19 protein-coding genes and 3 pseudogenes are annotated in these 19,513 nt (G+C 72.7%); 12 read left to right on the plus strand and 10 right to left on the minus strand.

What is annotated here, in order from left to right:
- The first annotated feature begins 254 nt into the window (after nucleotides 1-254).
- Nucleotides 255-1,151, plus strand: coding sequence for a DMT family transporter (locus tag AB0K65_RS29190; RefSeq protein ID WP_365721720.1), 897 nt, complete (start codon nucleotides 255-257; stop codon nucleotides 1,149-1,151).
- A gap of 28 nt (nucleotides 1,152-1,179) precedes the next feature.
- On the opposite strand, the gene AB0K65_RS29195 is transcribed toward AB0K65_RS29190, so the two are convergent.
- Entirely contained in the window at nucleotides 1,180-2,577 is a 1,398-nt protein-coding gene (locus tag AB0K65_RS29195) for an STM4012 family radical SAM protein (RefSeq protein WP_365721722.1), read from the minus strand.
- Between the two features lie 250 nt (nucleotides 2,578-2,827).
- Between AB0K65_RS29195 and AB0K65_RS29200 the strand changes: the two genes are divergently transcribed.
- The gene (locus AB0K65_RS29200; protein ID WP_365721723.1) at nucleotides 2,828-3,925 is read left to right on the plus strand and encodes a DUF1152 domain-containing protein; all 1,098 of its coding nucleotides are present in this window, start codon (nucleotides 2,828-2,830) and stop codon (nucleotides 3,923-3,925) included.
- A gap of 241 nt (nucleotides 3,926-4,166) precedes the next feature.
- On the opposite strand, the gene AB0K65_RS29205 is transcribed toward AB0K65_RS29200, so the two are convergent.
- Complete coding sequence (locus tag AB0K65_RS29205) at nucleotides 4,167-4,451, minus strand: hypothetical protein (RefSeq protein ID WP_365721725.1); 285 nt, start codon at nucleotides 4,449-4,451, stop codon at nucleotides 4,167-4,169.
- A gap of 558 nt (nucleotides 4,452-5,009) precedes the next feature.
- Between AB0K65_RS29205 and AB0K65_RS29210 the strand changes: the two genes are divergently transcribed.
- The 4 genes and pseudogenes from AB0K65_RS29210 to AB0K65_RS29225 form a co-directional block, all read left to right on the plus strand.
- Nucleotides 5,010-6,161 carry a hypothetical protein gene (locus tag AB0K65_RS29210; protein WP_365721727.1) on the plus strand — a complete coding sequence of 384 codons (1,152 nt, stop codon included), beginning with the start codon at nucleotides 5,010-5,012 and terminating at the stop codon, nucleotides 6,159-6,161.
- A 73-nt stretch (nucleotides 6,162-6,234) separates the two neighbouring features.
- A complete protein-coding gene (locus tag AB0K65_RS29215; protein WP_365721728.1) occupies nucleotides 6,235-7,143 on the plus strand; it encodes a hypothetical protein in 909 nt (302 codons plus the stop codon).
- Nucleotides 7,144-7,550: 407 nt separating this feature from the next.
- Nucleotides 7,551-8,543: a hypothetical protein gene (locus AB0K65_RS29220; protein ID WP_365721730.1), complete on the plus strand. Its 993-nt coding sequence runs from the start codon at nucleotides 7,551-7,553 to the stop codon at nucleotides 8,541-8,543.
- 155 nt (nucleotides 8,544-8,698) lie between these two features.
- A pseudogene (locus tag AB0K65_RS29225) lies at nucleotides 8,699-9,190 on the plus strand (leucine zipper domain-containing protein); the annotation flags it as partial.
- Between the two features lie 37 nt (nucleotides 9,191-9,227).
- Here the strand turns inward: AB0K65_RS29225 and AB0K65_RS29230 are convergent.
- From AB0K65_RS29230 to AB0K65_RS29240, 3 genes and pseudogenes are all read right to left on the minus strand, one after another.
- A pseudogene (locus AB0K65_RS29230) lies at nucleotides 9,228-9,857 on the minus strand (helix-turn-helix domain-containing protein); the annotation flags it as partial.
- A 21-nt stretch (nucleotides 9,858-9,878) separates the two neighbouring features.
- Complete coding sequence (locus tag AB0K65_RS29235) at nucleotides 9,879-11,057, minus strand: Cmx/CmrA family chloramphenicol efflux MFS transporter (protein WP_365721732.1); 1,179 nt, start codon at nucleotides 11,055-11,057, stop codon at nucleotides 9,879-9,881.
- A gap of 319 nt (nucleotides 11,058-11,376) precedes the next feature.
- Nucleotides 11,377-11,796: a DUF6086 family protein gene (locus AB0K65_RS29240; protein WP_365721734.1), complete on the minus strand. Its 420-nt coding sequence runs from the start codon at nucleotides 11,794-11,796 to the stop codon at nucleotides 11,377-11,379.
- Between the two features lie 216 nt (nucleotides 11,797-12,012).
- Here AB0K65_RS29240 and AB0K65_RS29245 point away from each other — a divergent pair, with 216 nt between their 5' ends.
- Nucleotides 12,013-12,351, plus strand: a complete 339-nt coding sequence (locus tag AB0K65_RS29245; protein ID WP_365721736.1) for a thioredoxin family protein — start codon at nucleotides 12,013-12,015, stop codon at nucleotides 12,349-12,351.
- Nucleotides 12,352-12,528: 177 nt separating this feature from the next.
- Nucleotides 12,529-12,720 carry a hypothetical protein gene (locus AB0K65_RS29250; RefSeq protein ID WP_365721738.1) on the plus strand — a complete coding sequence of 64 codons (192 nt, stop codon included), beginning with the start codon at nucleotides 12,529-12,531 and terminating at the stop codon, nucleotides 12,718-12,720.
- 256 nt (nucleotides 12,721-12,976) lie between these two features.
- On the opposite strand, the gene AB0K65_RS29255 is transcribed toward AB0K65_RS29250, so the two are convergent.
- Together AB0K65_RS29255 and AB0K65_RS29260 are read right to left on the minus strand one after the other, a co-directional pair.
- Complete coding sequence (locus AB0K65_RS29255) at nucleotides 12,977-13,462, minus strand: hypothetical protein (protein WP_365721740.1); 486 nt, start codon at nucleotides 13,460-13,462, stop codon at nucleotides 12,977-12,979.
- A gap of 26 nt (nucleotides 13,463-13,488) precedes the next feature.
- The gene (locus AB0K65_RS29260) at nucleotides 13,489-13,866 is read right to left on the minus strand and encodes a hypothetical protein (RefSeq protein WP_365721742.1); all 378 of its coding nucleotides are present in this window, start codon (nucleotides 13,864-13,866) and stop codon (nucleotides 13,489-13,491) included.
- Between the two features lie 201 nt (nucleotides 13,867-14,067).
- Between AB0K65_RS29260 and AB0K65_RS29265 the strand changes: the two genes are divergently transcribed.
- A complete protein-coding gene (locus AB0K65_RS29265) occupies nucleotides 14,068-14,379 on the plus strand; it encodes a hypothetical protein (RefSeq protein ID WP_365721744.1) in 312 nt (103 codons plus the stop codon).
- Between the two features lie 100 nt (nucleotides 14,380-14,479).
- Here AB0K65_RS29265 and AB0K65_RS29270 read toward each other — a convergent pair whose 3' ends face one another.
- Entirely contained in the window at nucleotides 14,480-15,205 is a 726-nt protein-coding gene (locus AB0K65_RS29270) for a dienelactone hydrolase family protein (protein WP_365721746.1), read from the minus strand.
- 401 nt (nucleotides 15,206-15,606) lie between these two features.
- On the opposite strand from AB0K65_RS29270, the gene AB0K65_RS29275 reads away from it, so the two are divergent.
- On the plus strand, nucleotides 15,607-16,149 hold the full coding sequence (locus tag AB0K65_RS29275; protein ID WP_365721748.1) for a 2'-5' RNA ligase family protein: 543 nt from the start codon (nucleotides 15,607-15,609) through the stop codon (nucleotides 16,147-16,149).
- A gap of 138 nt (nucleotides 16,150-16,287) precedes the next feature.
- Here the strand turns inward: AB0K65_RS29275 and AB0K65_RS29280 are convergent, their stop codons facing one another.
- The gene (locus AB0K65_RS29280) at nucleotides 16,288-16,914 is read right to left on the minus strand and encodes a class I SAM-dependent methyltransferase (RefSeq protein WP_365721750.1); all 627 of its coding nucleotides are present in this window, start codon (nucleotides 16,912-16,914) and stop codon (nucleotides 16,288-16,290) included.
- Between the two features lie 426 nt (nucleotides 16,915-17,340).
- Between AB0K65_RS29280 and AB0K65_RS29285 the strand changes: the two genes are divergently transcribed.
- Nucleotides 17,341-17,526, plus strand: a complete 186-nt coding sequence (locus tag AB0K65_RS29285; protein WP_365721752.1) for a hypothetical protein — start codon at nucleotides 17,341-17,343, stop codon at nucleotides 17,524-17,526.
- Between the two features lie 654 nt (nucleotides 17,527-18,180).
- A complete protein-coding gene (locus tag AB0K65_RS29290) occupies nucleotides 18,181-18,996 on the plus strand; it encodes an alpha/beta hydrolase (RefSeq protein ID WP_365721754.1) in 816 nt (271 codons plus the stop codon).
- Between the two features lie 337 nt (nucleotides 18,997-19,333).
- Here the strand turns inward: AB0K65_RS29290 and AB0K65_RS29295 are convergent.
- A pseudogene (locus AB0K65_RS29295) lies at nucleotides 19,334-19,513 on the minus strand (hypothetical protein); the annotation flags it as partial.

Raw genomic sequence — 19,513 nt, forward strand, 5'->3', positions numbered from 1 at the left:
GAGGGTGTGTCCGGGGGGCGGGCTGCCCTGAGGGTGTGTCCCCCAGGGGCGGGTCTCCTGCCGTCCCGACGTTGGTCGGCGCTCGGAACGACGACGGGCCCGAGGGGGTGTCGGGGCCCTTGCGGAGCGCTGGGGTGCGACGACACGCGATCCGTGGTGGGCCGGACGGGGATCTCATGGTTTCCGACAGGGGCCTGCGCCGGTCCGGTCTCGGTACGTTCGCGCCATCCGTGCGGGGCGAGGTGGGGGTCGGTGTGAGAGCTGTGTCGTGTGTGCTGGTGGCGGCGGTGCTGTGGGGCACCGTGGGGCCGGCGCAGATCTGGGCCGGGACCGGGGCGCATCCGGTGTCGCTCGGTGCCGCCCGCATGCTCGTGGGCGGGGCCGTGCTCGCGGCCCTCATGGTCCGGCCGGCCGGTCTGCGCACCTTACGGCTCCCCGGTGTACGCCGGTGGGTGGCGGTCGGTGTCGTGGTGACGGCCGCCTTCCAGGTGTGCTTCCTGCAGGCGGTCGAGCGGTGCGGTGCGGCGCTGGCGACGGCGGTGGCGTTCGGGACCGTCCCCGCGGTCAGCGGGGTGTGCGGGCGGCTGCTGCGCGGTGAGCGGCCGCCGGGGCGGTGGGTGGCGGGGACGGTCTGCGCTCTCGCCGGGATCGCGCTGATGCTGCTCCCGGGCGCGGGAGGGCGGGCGGACGTGCTCGGTGTCGTGTACGGGGTGGTGGCCGGGGCGAGCTTCGGCGTCTACATCGCCGCGACCGGCGAACTGGGCGCGCGGGGGGCGGACGTGGGCGCGGCGGCTCCTGTCAGCGTCCTGGGCGCGGGGCTCCTCGTCTCCCCTTTCCTCGTGTTCGCCCCGGAGGGTGTGGTCACGTCGCGCGGTCTGGTCCTGGTGGGCTGGCTGGGTCTGGGGACGACCGCGCTGGGCTATCTGCTGTTCACCCGGGCGGTCGGCCGGCTCAGCGCCGCCACGGTGGGGACGCTGAGCCTGACCGAACCGCTGGTCGCCACGGTGCTGGGCGTGGTGCTGCTCGGGGAGCGGCCGGGGCCGCTCGCCTCGGCGGGCGCCGCGCTGCTGCTGGGCGGGCTGGTCGCCGTGTCCGTACCGGGTCGTCGCCGGCCGGTGAAGGGCTCCCGGCCGCAGCCGGCGGGAGGCTGAGGGGGCTGTCACGCGCCGGCGGGCGGTGTCACCGGTCCTGGTAGCTGCTCATGTTCCGCCGCACGGTGGCGGAGAAGAACAGGGGCCCGATCGCGTCGGCGCGGGCCATCCCCTCGAGGGTCAGCCGCAGGGTGCCGGCGTCGTCGCGGAGCCAGTGGTGTTGCCGCAGGGTGCCGAGCTGCGCGGCGAAGTCGTCCTCGAAGCGGGTGCCGAACCGCCGTTCGTAGGGGGCGAGGTCCAGTCCCGACGATTCGAGCAGGTGCTGGAGCACGTACATGCGGCGGCGTTCGTCCTCGTCCATGCGGAACGCCCACTGCGCGCGCTGGAACCGTTCGCTCGGGGTGGCGATGTAGTCGTCGATGATGCGGCGCACCTCGGGGACGGCGACGGCGTAGTCGGTCGTGTAGTGCAGGTCGGTGGTGAAGGAGCGGGCGCCGACGCCGAGTCCGACCATGCCGGCCTGCTGGTTGTATTCGCTGATGCTGCTGCCGGCGGTGTCCTGGACGGCCGCGGTGCCGGGCCGCCGGAAGACGCGCATGGAGGTCTGTTCGTAGCCGGCCGACAGGAGGTGGTCGCGGCCGTACCGGTACAGACGCAGCCTCTGGTCGTCCCATTCGGCGGGGGTGGCCGCGTGCCGGGTGCTCAGGCCGGTCAGGGGGCGTACGTACAGGGGGTAGAGGTAGATCTCCTCCGGTTCCCAGGCGAGGGCGGCGTCGAGCGAGACCTTGAAGGTGCGCTCGGTCTGGCCGTCGATGCCGTAGATGAGGTCGATGTTGAGGATGGGGAACTTCGCGTCGCGCAGCCGGGCGAGAGCGGCTTCGGCCTCCTGCCGCTTCTGCGGGCGGACGGCCGCGCGGGCCTCCTCGTCGATGAAGCTCTGGACGCCGATGCTCAGGCGGGTGGCGCCCCGCTCGGCGAGGACGGCGAGGCGGTCGGCGGTCGCCGTGGCCGGGGAGGTCTCCACCGACCAGGACGCGGCCCGCAGGTCGGCGCCCATGACGTGCTCGCAGATGTCGCAGAGCCGGGTGAGCTCGTCGGCCGTCAGATAGGTCGGCGTGCCGCCGCCGAAGGCCGCGAGCGTGAAGCGTAAGGGCCTGTCCTGGGCGTCCAGGGCCTGCCGGGTGACCCGGGCCTGTCTCTCCAGGGTGTCCAGGAACGCGCTGGTGACGTCCTCGGGGGCGCCGGTGCGGGTGAAGAGGTTGCAGAAGCCGCACCGCATCTCGCAGAACGGTATGTGCGCGTAGAGGGCAAGGGCGTCCAGGCGTTCACCCGCCCACAGGTCGCGCAGGAGCGGGCCGTCCGCCAGGAGGCGGTAGGCCTTCTGGTGGGGGTAGGCGTACACGTACTGCTGGTAGGGGGTGTCCGCGTCGGTGGCGGGGGCCGGGGGCCGGATCGACGGCGACGGAAGCGTGACTGGTGTGCCCATGGCGCGAGGTGACTCACTCTCAGACGACGGTGTCACGTTGGGTGACAGCTCGGGACCCTAGGGCGACCACGAGGCCGATATCTGTAGTGTGATTGTCAAAAAATCCCTTTCAGCGGATGGAGCTTCGTATGCACTTTTTGCGGAGCCGGGGTTCTGCCCTTGTATCGGTTGGTCTGTACGGGGGCTGGGGGCGGCGGAATCGTCCGATCCGGCTGGCGGCGGCGGAGTTCGATGGGGTTCCCTGTCCGCCATGAAGCGACTTCTCATCGCGGCAGGCGGTGGCGGTGACGCCATCACGGCGGCCATGGTGCACGCGGCGCTGTACGGAGGGGACACCGAGGCGCTGGTGCTCACCTACGCCTGGGAGAGGCTGGTCGTCGACCCCGTGCCCGGCCCGCGCGGCGCCGCGGACTTCGCCGGCGCCCTCGCGCCCGTGCCGGGCCTGACCCTCATCACGCCGCGAACGGCGCCGAAGGCACCGGCCGGCTCGCTGCTCCCGCGTCTGGCCGCACACCTGCGGCCCGCCCTGGGGCTGCTCGACCCCTACGGCGGGACGCTCGGCCTGGCCCGGCAGATCCAGGCGGCGGCCCGCTGGTGCCGGGCCGACCGGATCGACCTCGTGGACGTGGGCGGGGACATCGTGGCGCGGGGGGACGAGGCGACGCTGCGCAGCCCTCTCGGTGACGCGCTGGCCCTGGCGGCCTGCGCCGCGACGGGCATCCCCACGACCGTGTACGTCGCCGGGCCCGGCCTGGACAACGAAGTGCCCCTGCCCCAACTGGCGCCCCGGCTGGGCGAGCCCGCCTTCGCCCTCACCGCCGGCGACACCGACGGCGTGCTGGGCCTGTTCGACTGGCATCCCTCCGAGGCCGGCGCGATGCTCGTCGCCGCGGCCCGCGGGGTGCGCGGCGTGTGCGGTACCCGCGACGCCCCGCGTCCGCTGGTGCTGGACGACTCCGCGCGCCAGGTGCACCGCCTGGGCCGCGACGAGGCGCTGCGGCTCAACCCGCTGGCAGTGGCGCTGGAACGCTGCACCGGCCTGGAGGACGCCGAGGACATCTCGCGGGCGGTGTGCGGTTTCTCCGAGATCGCGCGCGAGAGGCACCGGGCCGCGCACGCACCTGCCGTGCCGCCGCCGCGCCCGCCGGCGGACCCGGAGAGCGTCCTCGCCCGCTTCACCGCGTGGGAGCGGTCACGGCTCGCCGAGGGCCTCGGCTACGTCACCACCCGCCGGATCACCGAGGAGCTCGGCCTCACCCTCCCGGAGGCCCTGGTCCTGTACCGGACGCTGCGGGAGGGGACGCCGGAACGCCGGGTGGCTCCGCTGTGGCGGCTGGCGGGGGGCTGAACGGTGGGGCACCGGGGCGGGCTGGCATGGCCGGCCGGCTCACCGCGCATCGCGGGGCTGCCGCCCCGGGGCGGCTCGTCAAGACGAGGGCGGCCGTCCGGCGGCACCGGGGCGGCCGCCCTCCTCGCAGGACCAGGTCGGCGCCGTACGGGGGCGCGCAGGGGCGGTGCGGCAGAGGCGGAAGCTGCTCGAGCGGGCGCCCGTCACCTGCGGCTTTGCCGGGTCGAGAGGCAGTGACCGTTCAGACGCCGACGGCGGTGACACCGAACATCAGGGTCCGGCGGCTGACGTCGTAGTGCACGGTCGGCGTGCTGCGCAGGAGGTCCTGGAGCACGTCGGCGTCGTCGGCGTCGACGGTGAGCACCTCTTCCCAGGCGCCTTCGTCGAGGACGAGCTGCAGGGTGAGGGTGCCTCGGGCCGCGGGCTCACCGGCAACCCAGCTGAACTGGTAGTGGCTGAGCTGGCGCACCTTGATGCTGTCGTCGGTGACGGGCTGGGTCACCTTTGTCGTCGTGGCTCTGGGCACGAGTCTCTCCTCGCATGAGGGATGGCGGGTAGGTCAGCCCGCGGCCGGAGGACAAGGAGAAAGGCGCGCCCGCGGCCGCAGGCCACTGGACTCAGGGTCGGGAAGCCCGCGGGTACCTGCCAGATCAGGCGCCCACTTGGCCGAACCCCCGCCCTCCGGAAGCTCCCCACAGAAGCACTCGCCAAGCCCGCTCGGTATCGACCGGAACCTGGCCCGGGCGGCAGTCGGCCGGGCACCCGACGAGGCCGCCGGGGCGGGACAGGCGGCGCTCCGGCCCGGTTCGACGGCGAGCGCACCCTGGCGGCGGACAGCTGCCGGTCGCCGAGCACACGCCCGCCCGGCCGCTGGGTCACCGGCGAGCAGGACCGTGGGCGTGCCGACGGCCGGAGCTGTTGGCGGGGCGAACGGCGTGGAGCCGGCCTGCCGTCACGGGGAGCAGAGCGGACCCGGCCGCACGCGGGCGGTCCCCGCCCCGGGAAGCGTGCCCGAGGGCCGGTGGCTGGGCGCTCCGGCCGGGGACCATACTGGTCGGGCCCTGATCACCCACTGGACGGTTCCATGGCCAAGAGCAGCTCTCCATCGACCACTGTTCCCGACACCGTATGGCTCGGGCACGGACGTCATCTCGGGCCCGAGCCGGAGCGCGACGTCCGGCGCAATCTGCTCGCCCTCCAGGCGGCCGGGGTGATCGACGGGTTCCTGGACCTCGACCCGGTCGAGGCGGCCCGCTCGACCGATCTGTTCCCCCGGGACGAGTCCGCCGACGCCGGCCCCTCGGCCCGCCGGATCTTCGAGGCCCGCCGGCGCGTGGCCGACGGTGTCACCGTGCGCGCGCAGCTGACCACGTACGAGCCGGAGTCCCGCCGCGTCGAGAACGAGGGCGTCGGCTGGGTGCTCGCCGCCGAGGCGGAGCGGGCGTGGGAAGCGGACTGGCCCTCGCCCGCCACCGTGTTCTGGCCCGACAGCGACCAGGTCGCGTGGGATCACGAGAGGGTGGCGGGGGTGCGGCTGCGCGGGGTGAACCACCTGCCGAAGGACGACGGCCAGTTGCGGCGCCTGCTGCGGGACTGCGCCCGCAAGAGCTGGTTCATCCATGTCGTGGTGCACGAGGCGATGACGCCGGACGCGCGGGGGCAGCGGCCGGTCACGGCGTTCCTGCCGCCGAGTCTGCGCCACCGGGTGGTCGAGCTCCGGGCGACGCCGGAGCAGGCGCTGATCGCCGACTTCGCGATGAAGCGGGAGCTGGGTGTGGGGCTGCCGCGCGGCGGGGCCGTCGTCCTGTCCCCCACACCGCAGGTGGTGGGCTACGACGCGGAGCGGTTCACCGTACGGGATGTGTTCCTGGACGGTACGGAACCGGCCGAACTCCTGCGGAAGATCCAGGAGTTCGCCGCGCTGCCGCAGCCGATGCCGGCCGACGCCGAAGCGGTCCTGACACGGCTGCGCCACGGCTGGCACCTGCTCACCCCGGACGAGGAGCTTGTCCACGCACGGGCCATGGTCACCCGGTACGCCAAGGCGCTCGAGGCCATGACGGCGTCCTGCGACCTGTACCGCGAGGCGGCTGAGTCGGCGCACGCCGCGCTCGCCGAGGCGACCGGCGGCGGCGAGGCGCCCCGGATCCCCCTGCCGGCTGCGGGCGAGCAGGGCGCCTCGCCGCTGAAGGCGCTCACGAAGACGTTCTCGCTGTTCCGCGGACCGAACAGGTAGGGGCCGGGAGGTCCCGGGGCCGGCTGCTCGGTCGGGCGCCGGCCGGGCAAGGCCCGCCTGGCACGATGGAGCCATGATCATCGGCACGTCCCCCTCCCTTCCCGGCCCCGCGGGCGCGGCCGCCCGCGCACGCGAGCTGTACGACCGCCCCGACGCCCACCTGGACGCGCCTGCCGTGCTCGTCGCCCCGTACCCGCCCGGGCACGGCCGCGCCGCGCGGCAGGCGGCGCTGCGGCCGGTGTACGAAGCGGTGGCGGCCGAGCTCGGCGAGCCCACCCTGTACGGCGGTTCGGCCGCCGGGCCCAGCGTGCGCTGGCACAGCTGGCCGCATGTGGTGCTGCTGGCAGGCGGCCCGCAGGGCGCCACGCTCTCGGTGCACAAGGCATCGGACCTGCACGGAGGCGAGTACACCGCCGTGGAGTCGGGTTCGGTCGGCCGGCAGCCGGGGCAGCCGCACGGCTTCGACGCGCTCCCCTACCTCTGGCTGCTGCACCGCGGGCCGGAGCGCGACTGGCCCGCCTTCCGCTGGGATGGGCACCACACGGCCGCGTCCTGGGAGCACCTGGAGTCCTCGCTCGCACTGCTTCTGGAGTCGTGGACGGAGCAGCTGCCGGTGCAGTTGCCGGGCGACTGGGCGTCCTTCGTCGTGGGGTGCGCGCGGGACTGGCCGCGGCACCTGCGGGTGGGCTACAGCCAGGACCCCGGGCAGCTGTCGCTGATGGTGGACCACCGGACCACGGCCGAGGAGCCGGGCTGGGAGGAGATGATGCGGGAGCGGGGCTGGCAGGTGCGCGACGGCGGCTGGTGGCGGGCGGCGTTCGCGGAGGAGGACCCCGAGGCGGCGAGGTCGGCGGCCCGGCTGCTGGTCGCCGACGTCCGCGGCCGTGGGTCGGTCTGCCCGGGCGAGCTGGTGGCCTGGGAGCTGACGGTCAACGACCGCGGCCGGCTGTGGCTGCCGGGCATCGGCATGCCGGTCAACTGAACCTGGCAGGTCCCGGGGCCGGCTCGACGGGGGGGGCGGATCGCGCTTTCGGGGCCGTGTGCCGGCTCGTACGCGGCGGGGCGGCGGGGTTCGGGCGCCGTAGGGGCGGGCCGCGTAGCCGGGCCGGCGGGCGGGGAGGCGGGGCGGTTCCGGTCGGGGGCGGCGCGACGAGGTGGCGGCCCGGGCGCACGGTGGGCGGCGGGTCGCGAGGTGGCGGAGGGCGCCGCGCCGGCTGGGGGGCCGGCGGCGCGCCGGGCTGTCGCCGTGTCGCGGCCGGCGGCTCGGGTCACGTCCCGGGTGCGGTGAAGGGCGGCTTTCCGGCACGTACGAGGGGCGCGGCCCGGTCCGGCGCGCCGTGTTAGCTTGTCGGCTGGCTTTGATCATGATCATCCCGGGGGGGACCTGTCGTGAACCGACGAACCTTGCTGAAGAGTGCTGCCGCGATCGGTCTGGGGGCGCCGCTCGCGTCCGTCGCCGCCGCGACGCCCGCCCACGCGGCGGGCAACTACGACGTGCTCGTGACGGAGCAGGTGAAGAACAAGGTCATGCTGTTCCGCGCGTACAAGGAATGGCGGCCCGAGAACCTGGGGTGGTCGTGGGCGGCGCCCGCCGAGAGCGCCTGGGCGCGGCTCGGTGACGCGCGGTTCCGCGAGAGCGACCGCTATGGCTGGGTGTGCCTCGTCGCCGCCGGCGGCGGCAGGGTCGGCATGGTCAACTTCGGTGACGATGACGCCCTGTTGTGGTCCGCGACGCCGTACGGCAACCCGCACGCCGTCGAGTACGTCCGCAGTCACGGTCTGGTGGTGGTGGCCTCGTCGCAGAGCTCGCCCGAGGTGGACTACGAGGGCTTTCTGACCGTGTACGCGCCGACGGACGCGGACGCCCCCGGCACGCTCGCGCCGGTCCAGCGGATCAGTTTCTCGGGCGCGCACGGCCTGTGGTGGGACGGCTCGTACCTGTACGCCCTGGGGTCGTGGACGCTCGCCAAGTACCGCATCACCGGCACTCTGCGGAACTCCAGGATCGAGCTCGTCGACAAGCACGTGTGGGACACCGTCTTCCACGGTCACAGCCTGGACATGGACTTCACCGACGCGGGCCGGCTCATCCTGAACGGCGCCGGCGCCCTGTGGACCGTCGACAAGCAGACCCTCGCCCTGACGAACATCCGGCCGGCCAGCTACGGGGTGAAGTCCTTCTCCCGTGCCGCCGACGGCGAGTTCTTCTGGGTCCAGGCCAGGGACGTGACGAACCCGGAGCCGGGCAGGGATCTTTACTGGAACGAGTACGTGCAGTTCTTCGACGCCGCGGGCAACCCGACCTACCGCCGCGGCCTGGACTACTACGGGTACGAGGGCAGGTTCTACCGCTCCCGGATCGCCAGCGTCAGGCTGTCCTGAGGGCACGCTGGCCGGCGCCTCGTCGGGCGGACGAGCGTGCTCTCCCCAGGGGGTGCGTTCGCACACCCGAACGGCAGGCTCTAGGTGTATTGATCACGGGCGTTGTTGACACGGTTGGGTCTTGAACATGGCGAAGGCCCCCGTGTGTGGTGGAGGTGTCGAATCTTCACCGCACGGAGGCCTTCGTTTCCCACCGTCATGCCCGGCTGACCGTCTTCGGGAGACGACTGCTGGTCGAACGTGTCGTATCGGGCCGTCCGGTCGCTCATGCGGCGGCCGAGAGGGGCATCTCCCGGGCCACGGCCCACACGTGGATCCGTCGTTGGCGAGCCGAGGGACAGGCCGGGCTGCACGACCGTTCCAGCCGCCCGCACTCGACACCGCACCGGACTCCGCCGGCGATCGAGGCCCGGGTCTGCGACCTGCGCCGGTACCGCAAACTCGGGCCCGCCCGGATCGGTCCGATCCCGGGCCTGCCCGCCTCGACCGTCCACCGCATCCTCACCCGCCACCACCTGCACCGGCTCACATGGCTGGACCGGCCGACCGGCACCGTGATCCGCCGATACGAACGCGACCGGCCCGGCGAGCTGATCCACGTCGACGTGAAGAAACTCGGCCGGATCCCCGACGGCGGCGGCCACAAGACCAACGGCCGCGAGGCCGGCCGGCCGATCCGCGGCATGGCCTGGTCCGCTGGTGGCGAGAGGCCCACGAGGTCAAGGAGCGTGCGAAGACGACGGCGCGGTGGTTCGCCCCGTTGTCGGTGACCACGCGAACAACCCGGTGGATCCCGTGGGCGGCGAAGAATGCGCGGGCGCGGCTGCGGAACCCCCGCGGTGGTGGCGGCCTTCGCGTCGGGAAGGTGTTCGGTGTAGGCCAGGCGGGAGAACCCGCCGACGGCGGAGGCAGGCAGACGTACCCGCCCTTGGTCCCGGCGGTCCTCACGCGTGGGGCTGATTTTGCCTGCTCGGAGCCGCGTCCGTGGGCCCGCCACCCGCCGCCGTCGGGGATGCGGCCCACCTTCTCGACGTCCAGGTGGACCATGTGGCCCGGGTAGCGGGCCACGATCTGTTTCGGCGGGCGCCGGTCGGCCGAGCCGTCGGGGTCCAGGAACCGGCGGTGGTTGAGGCCCAGGCGCACCGGCCACCGGCCCACAGTACGTTCACTGATGCGTACGCCCTGGTCCATGAGTTCGAGTGCGATCCTGCGGGCAGACCACCTGTTGTCCCGCCGCAGCCGCTCAATCCGTTCGACGACGTCGGGCGGGGTCTGGGTCGGTGAGGAGTGCGGAACACTCGGGCGGTCCCAGAGCAAAGGAAGCGTTCGCATGCGTCACTGGAGCACCTCGGCGCTTCGGCCAGCCGCGATCACTGTGCGAAGAGGCAATGCGATGAGCAGTGCAACAGCGACCAGGAACCCGCTCGACCACAGCGGCCCGATATTTCCGACTGCGGTGCTGAGGGTGGTCGCGGCGATGAGGGGGCCGACTGCGGCGCCGACGTTGAGTGCCGCCGTCGCGTACGAGCCGGCCATGGTCGGGGCTCCTGCGGCCTCGTAGATGACCCGTGTGATCAGGGTGCTGCCCAGTGCGAACGACAGGGCGCCCTGCACGAACACGAGGGCGAACAGGGCGACCGGCTTGTCGGCCAGCGCTGCCAGGGTCGGCCAGCCGATGAGCAGCAGCGGGCCTCCGACTGCGATGACCAGACCGGGACGCTGGTCGGACAGCCGGCCGGCGATGGTGACCCCGGCGAGGGAACCGGCACCGAAAAGCACCAGAACGACAGAGATCCACAACTCTCCCAGCCCGGCGGCGTCGGTCACGACGGGGGCGAGGAAGGTGAAGCTTCCGAACGTGGCTGCGTTCACCAGCGCGCCGAGCAGCATCACCAGAATCAACGGCGGCCTTGTGAGCTGGGCGAGCTCCGCTTGCAAGGCTGTCCCGCCAGTCGGCTCTTGCTTCACGCGTCCCGCCGGGATTGCCTTGAGGATGCCGAGAGCCGCAGGCAGGCAGAGCGCGGCAACGGCCCAGAATGCGGCCCGCCAGCCGAGCACCGTGCCGAGGACCGACCCGCCAGGGACACCGGCGATCGTGGCCACCGTCGTGCCTGACAGCAGCACGGCCAGCGCACGTCCCTTCTTGTCGGGTGGGACCAGCGTGGCGGCGGCCGTGAGAGCGACGGCGAGAAACCCTGCGTTCGCGAGTGCGGCGACGACCCGGGTGGCGAACAGGACCGGGAAGCTGGTGGTGAGGGCACCCACGGCGTGAGCCGCCGCGAAAGTGAGGATGAACCCGAGAAGGCTGGAGCGCCTGGGCCAGTTGCGGGCAAGCGCGGCCACAAGAGGGGCACCGATGACCATGCCGACCGCGAAGGCCGAGGTGAGCGTGCCTGCTGTCCCGACTGCGACATCGAGATCTGAGGCGATGTCCGGCAGGAGGCCGGCGAGCATGAACTCCGAGGTGCCCATGGCGAAGACCGCCAGGGCAAGCAGATACAGCGGGAGAGGCATCGAGTGGCTCCGAGGTGAGGAGAAGCACGAGAAAGTCATCTCGTCACCGCGGCCAGCCCTCAGTGCACCCTCGCCCACCCGCAGGATGCGGTGCGACGACAGGGCTACAAGCTCAGCGGTTCAGGGGGCTGACGGCGTGACCGAAAGCCCCCACCTTGTCTGACTCAGGACTCGACATGGCCCGCACGGTACCCGAATGATGCTCGTCAAGGCACCTCGCTTTCACCGGCATGGGACCGTGCAACCAACATCATGTCCCGCAACGCCTCGAACCCGGCGTCCCGCATGAGGCCGTGAAGTTCCCCTGGGCACCGGGTCGTCAAGGATCCGCCTGCGTCTCCCCTCGCCGGCACGCTAGCGGACGCCTCTGACAAGCCGGCCCACGCCGTTCGGGCACCGGCACGGCACGCTGCGGCCGGACCGCGAGGCCGCCCCCGCGGACGATCGAGCCGCCGCCGTTCTCGAGCATCACGATCGAGGCCAGCAGGAACCCTCGGAGAATGTTGTGCAGTATGAAGTTATTGGTGTTGCAGTAGTCGTCGTACAGCTTCTGGGTGAACCGCTGGAACACCTCCAGGTCCACGTCGCTTCCACCGAGGCGCTCGCTGTAGACCAGGCCGGTGGGCAGGCCCAGGAGGTCTCCGGTCTGCTCGGCGAAGGCGGCGTACGTCCTGCCCACCCCGATCCCCGGATCCCAGATGAGCGTGCGGCTGCCGGCCACTTGGAAGGGGTAACTCATCGGTCCCACCTCGTCAGGATGTCTTCGGTTGCGGTCGTCACGAGACCGCCGCCGTCGGGGATGCGTGCGGTGGTCGTCGCCTGATCACCCCTGACGTGGCTGCTTCAGGGCCGAAGGGGCTGCGGCGCGGGCGGAGCGCTGGTGTCCGGGCCGCCCCGTCACACCGCGCGGGGGATGATGGGGGTGGCACGCCAACACACGAGGTCAGGAGCCTTCATGGCGAAGCGGGTGCACCAGCCCCGTGAGGACGCGGAGTTCGATTTCATCCTCACGATGAGCACCGTCCCGGTGCTGGCGTACTTCACCGGGACCTGGCCGAAGGCGATCGAGCCCTGCAGGACGATGGACCTCGTCGTCGGCGGCATCGCCGACGAGTACGCGGGCCGCCTGACGGTCGTCCGCACCGACATCACGCGCTGTCCGGCCGCGACCAAGCGGTACGAGGTCACGGGAGCCCCGTCCTGTGTCCTGCTGAAGCAGGGCGAGGCGGTGGCGCACGGCACGGGGATCATGACCACCGCCGAGGTCAGGGAGTTCCTCGGCGGCCGCCTCTGAGCGGCCGCGGCGGCGCCACGGAGTGCGCCCCGGTGTCCGGAGCGAACAAGGCCGCGCCCAGGAGCCGCGCCCCCTGGTACAGGGCGCGTCGGGCGGGCGAGCGGCCACCTGAACCAGCTCGACCTGGTCGCAGGTTCTGGGAGACTGCGAGCCTTGCCGACCGCCTAGGAGATCGCCATGACCGACACCGCCGAAATCCCCGAGCAGGCAGCCCTCCTCGTCAAGGAGCTGGGCCACTGCGTTCGCCTGATCGATCTGGAATGTGAGGACCTTGAGAAGGGGTCCGACGAGGCTGAGGGCGTCGCCGACCAGCTGGAGCGCTACGCCCGCGTGCTGGATATCTTGGTGAAAGGCCTGCGGGGCGAGTGACAGTCGCTTCCGGTGGGGCCTGCAACACCGCGGGCCTGCCGGCAACACCCCACGGAGGCGCGCCGATGACCGGCAGGACGCCCGCCCAGCACGCCGACACCGCCAGCGACGCCATCCGCGCCCACCCGGTCATAGCGCTGTTGGATGTGCCCCCAGCCCTCCGCCAGGGCGGGGCGACGGGAGTTGTCGTCGGCGGCCTTCCCGCGGCGGGTGGACAGGTGCGCGGGCGGCTGCCGGGTCCGGGCACGTCCTCGGGTCACAGCTTGTAGACACCGCGCCAGGTCCACCCCGCCGCGAGAACCGTGTTCCGCAGGGGGTCCTTCAGGTCGCGTGAGTCGAAGCTGTACGTCTCGACCCTGTGCCGGCGCCCGTCGGGGCCCTTCTCCACGGTCCGTTCCTTGTGCACGCCTCGGATCGGCCCGCGGCCGTGCGCACGCGCCACGGTCCGGCCGGGTGGGGGGCCCGCTCGCGTGACCTCCCACTGTTCGTCCATGGCCCGCACTTCACGGTCGGACGGGCACAGGCGCATCCACACCTTCAGGGTCCGTTCCACCTGCCGGCGGGTCACGCCGGAGCCCGAGGCCGGCTCCAGGAACCGCCACTGCGCCAGCAGGTCCGCTCCGCCGGTGCCCGCCTCCCGCACACCGAAGGGCACGCCCGTGCCGTTCAGTGCGAGGAGCGCGGCTCGTAGTTCCTGGGTGGGAAGCGCCCTGCTGCTTCCGTCGGTGTGACGGGTCCCCATCCACTTGTCCCACAGGCGGCCCACGGCTATCCGGCCTTTCCGGCATCCGGGCGCACGCTTCGCGGGAACTCCTGGAAGTCGCCCCCAACGCCGTTGTACCGGGTGGCCGTCGCCGTCAGCGCGAGAAGGATCACCGCACGCCTGCTCGGTTCCTCGACATCGGTGGGGGACGGAGACACCTGTGTCTGGACGAGGTCGCGGTGTACATCGCCGGCGGTGGCCGTGAAATCGACCCGCTGGGTCAGGCCGGGGGTATCGCTGCCGCCGAATTCGCGACGGTCCCTGACCGCCGCCGAGTCCGCGGCAGCGCCCAGGCGTTCCACGGACTCGAGCCGCGGCAGCGGCATCAGAAGCAGCGTGCCGACGACCAGCCCCGCGGCGTGGAGCAGCGAGTTTCCGTTCATGATCCCTCTTCGGTGTGATGATCAGACTAAGGGATGGTCTGTGGCCGCGGCCCAGGCCGGCCGGGGCGGCGGCCGGCCCGTACCGGTCCTGTTCGCCCAGCCGCGTGTGCCCGGGAGCCGGAGGGGGAGGCGGGCAACTCGCAGGGCTCGGGGTGGGTCTTCGTGTGCGGAAGCGGGCGACGTGCCTGGTGTGGAGGATGGATGTATTTCGACGAGAACGAGCCTCAGGGCGTGCGGGATCGCAGACTCGCCGCCGAGCGGGCCGAACGGGCCCACAGGCGCAGGTCGGCATCTGTCGATCTCAGGGCCGCTCATGCCGGTCTGGTCATCGTGGCGGTGGCCGTGGCGGCACTGGTCTGGTTCGGCGAGTGCGTCGCGCTGGGTGTCGTCTCGGGTGTCTTCCTGCTCTGGTTCTGCCTCGCCCTCACCTGGGTCCACGTTGACGGCGACCGGGGCCTGCACGCGTTCCAGCGCGCCTACAGCGCGGTGTTCGGCTGGGCCGGCTCTCTCTGAGCGCGGGTGTCCGTCCCCGGGGGTGTGGGGCCCTGGCCGGACAGACGGAGGCGTGGGGTGCCATGTGGCCGGTGGCCGGGATGCGTGGGGTCGCTGCGGGTCACTCTGTCAGGGGGAGGCACTCGGCGAGCAGGGCGACGATGTCGTGCCATGCCCGGCGGGCGTGGCGGGGGTGGTAGCCGACGCCGGGGAGCACGGTGTGGTCGACCGGCGGGTGGTGGAAGGCGTGCAGGGCTCCGCCGTAGACCATGAGGCGCCAGTCGACGCCTGCGTCCCGCATCTCGGCGGCGAAGGCGTCTCGCTGTGCGGCGGGCATGATCGGGTCCTCCGATCCGACGGCGGCCCACACGGGGCAGCCGATGCGGGCCGCCTCGCCCGGGCGGCCCGTGGTGAGGGCGTTGACGGTTCCGATGGCCCGCAGGTCCGCGCCGTCGCGGCCGAGTTCGAGGGCGATCGCGCCTCCGGTGCCGTAGCCGATGGCGGCGATGCGGTGGGGGTCGGTCCGCGGTTCGGCGCGCAGCACGTCGAGTGCCGCGTGCCCGATGGCCCGCATCCGGTCGGGGTCGGCGAGCAGGGGTGTGACGCGTGCCAGCATCTGCTGGGGGTCGGTGAACCAGCGGCCGCCGTGGATGTCGAAGGCCATGGCCACGTATCCGAGTTCGGCCAGGGCGTCGGCCCGGCTGCGCTGGAAGTCGTTCAGGCCCGGCCCTTCGGGTCCGATCAGGACCGCGGGCCGGCGCTCGGTGCCTGCGGGCAGGGCGAGGTGACTGATCATCGTGAGGCCGTCGGCCGGATAGGAGACCGTGCGTGTGGTGATCGTCGTCATGGAAGGGGACCGTAGTGGTGGGCGGCTCCCGGCCGGGCTGGTCTTCACCGTCGGCGAAAACGGCCCGGAGTGCGGTGGCTTCCCGCACGGCTGGGTGCTCGCAGCGCCAGGACGCCCCGACGGCCGCCAGGGCGGCGGCCCGAGCGGGCCTTGCATGAGGTCTCATCCGTGAGGGCGGCTCGGGTACGCCTCGGTGCCGGCCCGTCCGGTGCGGGTACGGGGCGAGGGAGCCGGGTCGTGCCGGGGGCAGGACCGCCTTGGCTCGTGGCGTCGCGGCTGCCCGCCCGAAGTGTTGTCGGTATTCGGCTTTTCCTCTGCCGGCCGGTGTGCCCGGGGACCGCTGGGGTGACACCCGTGGCCGTGGTCCTCGCAGGCGGCCTGTGCGGCCGTAGGCTGGCGGGGTGCACAGTGTGGAGCTGCTGCCGGACGTGGTGAGCGAGCGTGCCGTGCGGGAGGTGTGGCGGTATCTGGCGGAGCGGGGGCTGCCCAGTCAGGCGGGCCACCGGCATGCGACGAACCGGCCCCATCTGACCCTCGCCACGGCCGGGCGGCTGCCGCCGCAGGCGCGCGCCCGGCTGCTGCGCGCACTGGCGGAGGCCCTGCCCGTGCCGTTGTGTCTCGACGGGCTGGTGCGGTTCTCCGGCCGTGTGCGGGTCCTGGCCTGGGCCGTCCGGCCCGACGAGGCCCTGCTGCGTCTGCAGGAGAGGGTGTGGGGGATCCTGCGCGACGCGCCGGACAGCGTCGGGCCCAACCCGCTGCTCGACCCGGCGCGCTGGGTTCCCCACGTCACGCTCGGCCGGGGGCGCGACGCCTTGTGGAGCGTGTCGGCCCATGAGGTGTTCTCCCCCGTCGCCGGCATGCCGCCCGGTGTCGTGAGCGGGCAGTGGACGGCCGCCCGGCACTACGACTCCCTCACCCGCACCGTGGAGCAGCTGAGCCCCTGACGTGCGCCGCCCGCGCCCGCAGGTCCCCGCCTCCCGCCGCCGGCGGCGCCAACGGGTGGGCCGGCGCGGCCGGTCGGTCCGCGGCCGCCACCGCGCCCAGGGGTGCCCGGGTGGTCCGTGAGGAGGCGGGCGGGGGGCTTATCCGGCGGGGCGGGAGTGCACGCTGACGGCGTAGCCGCCGCCCGGCTGGTAGGGGTCGCCGCTCCAGGTGGCGTAGCGGCTGTGCAAGGTCAGTCCGGCCTGGGTGCACCAGTGGTCGAACTCCTCCAGGGTCACGGTCGGTTCGGGCAGGGGCAGGTGGGCCGCGTCCAGTCCCATGCCGGTGACCAGCAGTCCGCCGGGGCGCAGTGCGGTGGCCAGCTGCCGCAGGACGGTCTGTTCGGTGCCGGGGGCCAGCAGGGGGATGACGTTTCCGGCGGCGAGTGCCAGGTCGAAGTCCGGGCTCAGGCCGAGGGTGTCCAGGCGTGCGAGGTCGCCGAGGATCCATTCCTGGTCGGGGGCCTGGCGGCGGGCGACGGCGAGCATGGAGGAGTCGACGTCCACGCCGGTGCAGTGGTGGCCCAGTTCGGCGAGCCGGATCGCGATCCGGCCGGTGCCGCAGCCGGCGTCGAGGATCCGGGCGGCGGGCTTCAGCAGTGCGGCGCAGAAGGAGGCTTCGCCGTGGATGTCGTGGCCCGATGCGGCGAGCCGTGCGAAGCGCCGGGCGTATTCCTCTCCGGCTTGGCCGCCGGTCAGTTCCGCCCAACGGTCGCGTTGCTCGCTCATGTTCCGCGTGCCTTCCGGTCGGCCTCGCCCGGCGGGGGCGAGGAGGGTGCCTTCACGGGTTCCATGGTCGCAGGTGGCCGCTGGTGGCGGACTCGCGCGCCGCGCCGGCCGGGAAGGTGTGCGGGAGGGCCGCGAAGGGTGCGCGGGACGTGCGCAGCGGCCGGACGGGATTCCCGCGTACGGACGCCGCGCGCGGCGTGTGAGGTACGGACGCCTGCGCCGGGCACGTACGACGCCTGCGCGCACCGGGCGCGGGGCGGGGACGGCGTCGAAACGGCGCGGCGACTCGTGGCTGCCGGTCTCGGCACCGGACCCGGTGATCACCCTGGGAAGTTGTCCGCTCACGACCCGTCCGTGGGGTGGGACGTGGCGGATCCCACGGCTGGGACGTCCGTATCTGTCGGACCCCCCGCCTACCCTGGACGTATGCCCCAGAGACCCACACACAGAGAGCGCCCGGGACCGACTGCCCTCAACAACGCCATTCGCGGCCTGTGGGCCCGTGCGCACGAGGAGCAGCGGTCGCTCACCTCCGATGAGCAGCGGATCTACCAGGCCCTCGTCACGGCCTGGACGAAGGCGATGGACAGCGAGCAGGGGCTCGCGGCTTGAGGTCCGGGGCGGTGGGATTTTTCACAGGATCCCCTCGCCTCGCCGCTCTGCAGATTCCGTCAGGAGCCTGTGGGCCGGCTCAGGCCCCGGAAGGCGTCGGTGAGGGTGATCTGGGGTTCGGCGTGGCGGCGGATGAAGGTGAAGATGAGCCAGCCGCGGCCGCCGGCGAGGTCCGCGATGTGCGCTCCGCCCGGGCTGGTGGAGGCCAGGGGCGGACGGTGATCCAGTGCGGCAGGGACGCGTCGGCGTCGATGCCCCGGTAGTACGGGTCCGTGGCGGTGACCAGTTCCGCTCGTGCGGCCGTCACCAGCTGCTTGCCGTCCGCGGGCATGTGCGCGAGTTCGTGCAGCGCCTGCGTCGTCCCAGGCCATCTGCCAGGGTGGCCGTGGGAGCTCATCGCTCACGTCCGTCGGTGGCAGCGGGCAGAACGTTCGAAGACGCATCACCGCATGGCCCACTCCCCTGTCAGGGGCCGGGGGCTGTGCCCGTGCCGCCCCTGCGGTGGCAGGAGAACGAGAGCGCAGAGCCTCGGCGTCCCCCAGGCGCCTGCCGGTTGAGGCCGGGCTGCCGGCCGAGGGGACAACGGTCGCGATGTCAGTGGGCGGTGGCAGGATTCCCGGGTCCCAGCCCTGTCCGAGCGACAAAGGATCTGCCATGTCCGCAGCTGCACCGATGACCTTGAACTTCGTCGAGCGGGGAGCCGGTACGCCCGTGCTGGCGCTGCACGGATGGACGCCCGACCACCGGCTGATGCTCGGCTGCCTGGAACCGGTCTTCGCCCCGCTGGACGGGTACCGCCGGCTGTATCCGGATCTGCCGGGCATGGGCCGGTCGCCCGCCTCGCCGTCCATGGCGGGCTCCGACGACGTCCTGCAGGCGGTGGAGGACTTCGTGCAGAGCGCCATCGGCACCGAGCCGTTCCTGCTTGTCGGGGAGTCCTACGGCGGCTATCTGGCCCGCGCGCTGGCCAGGTCCCGGGCCGAGCAGGTCCTCGGGCTGGCTCTGATATGCCCGATCGGCGTCGCGGTCGAGCGTGCTGAGCGCACCGTGCCCGCTCGCCAAGTCCTGCGAGCCGATGCCGACTTGCTCACATCGCTGGACCGCCGGCTCGCCGCTGAGTTCGAGGGCGTCGCGGTGGTACAGAGTCCCGAGACGGTGCGGCGTTTCAGGGAGGAAATCCTTCCCGGCCTTGACGTGGCGGACACCGTGGCGATGGCCCGTATCCAAAAGCGCTGGCGGCTTTCTGTGGATCCTGAGGGCGGCGAGCCCTTCCAGCGGCCGACGCTGATCCTGACCGGCAGGCAGGACGACAGTGTCGGCTACCTCGACCAGTTCGCGCTGCTGCCGCACTACCCGCGGGCGAGCTTCGCGGTTCTCGACGTAGCCGGACACAATCTGCAGATCGAACAGGCCGGCCTGTTCGATGCGCTGATGCTGGACTGGCTCGACCGGGTTGCTGCCGAAGCGTGAGCTGCGAACGCTCCGAGCAGGTGGGGAGGGGGTCAAGCGCCTCGCGTTAGAGCCTGGCGGTTGTCCGGCGCCCGGGCGGCGCATCGCCCCTCCTGCGCTTTCAGGGTCAGCGCGCTGTGCGACGGGGCGGATCGTGTGCCTGCCGGGCCCCGGCCCTGACCGGGTGCCGACTTCTCTGCGACCGTGCATGGAGCGCTGAGACCGGCCGGGCCGCGTTCGGTGAGCCGGAGGATGGAGGAGGCCCGGGCCGTCTGGCACCGGCGGGCCCGGTGCGCGGTGCGGGCCTCCCTGTCGGGGCGCCGATGGCGCGGTGCGGGGTGCCGGTTGCGCGCTCTGCTCACAGGCTGCGGGCGGTGATGTCGCCGTGGGCGGTGGTGGCGTGGATGGTCAGGTCGGGGGTGGGGCCGTCGGTGTTGCGCAGGGTGTTGTGGATCCGGCCGTAGGCGGTGCCGGCGTCCAGGCAGGCGGAGACTCCGTGGGCGGCGCCGATGGTGATGTCGCCCTTCTCGGTGCGGGC

It is taken from the genome of Streptomyces sp. NPDC053755 (assembly GCF_040677675.1).
Taxonomy (GTDB): domain Bacteria; phylum Actinomycetota; class Actinomycetes; order Streptomycetales; family Streptomycetaceae; genus Streptomyces.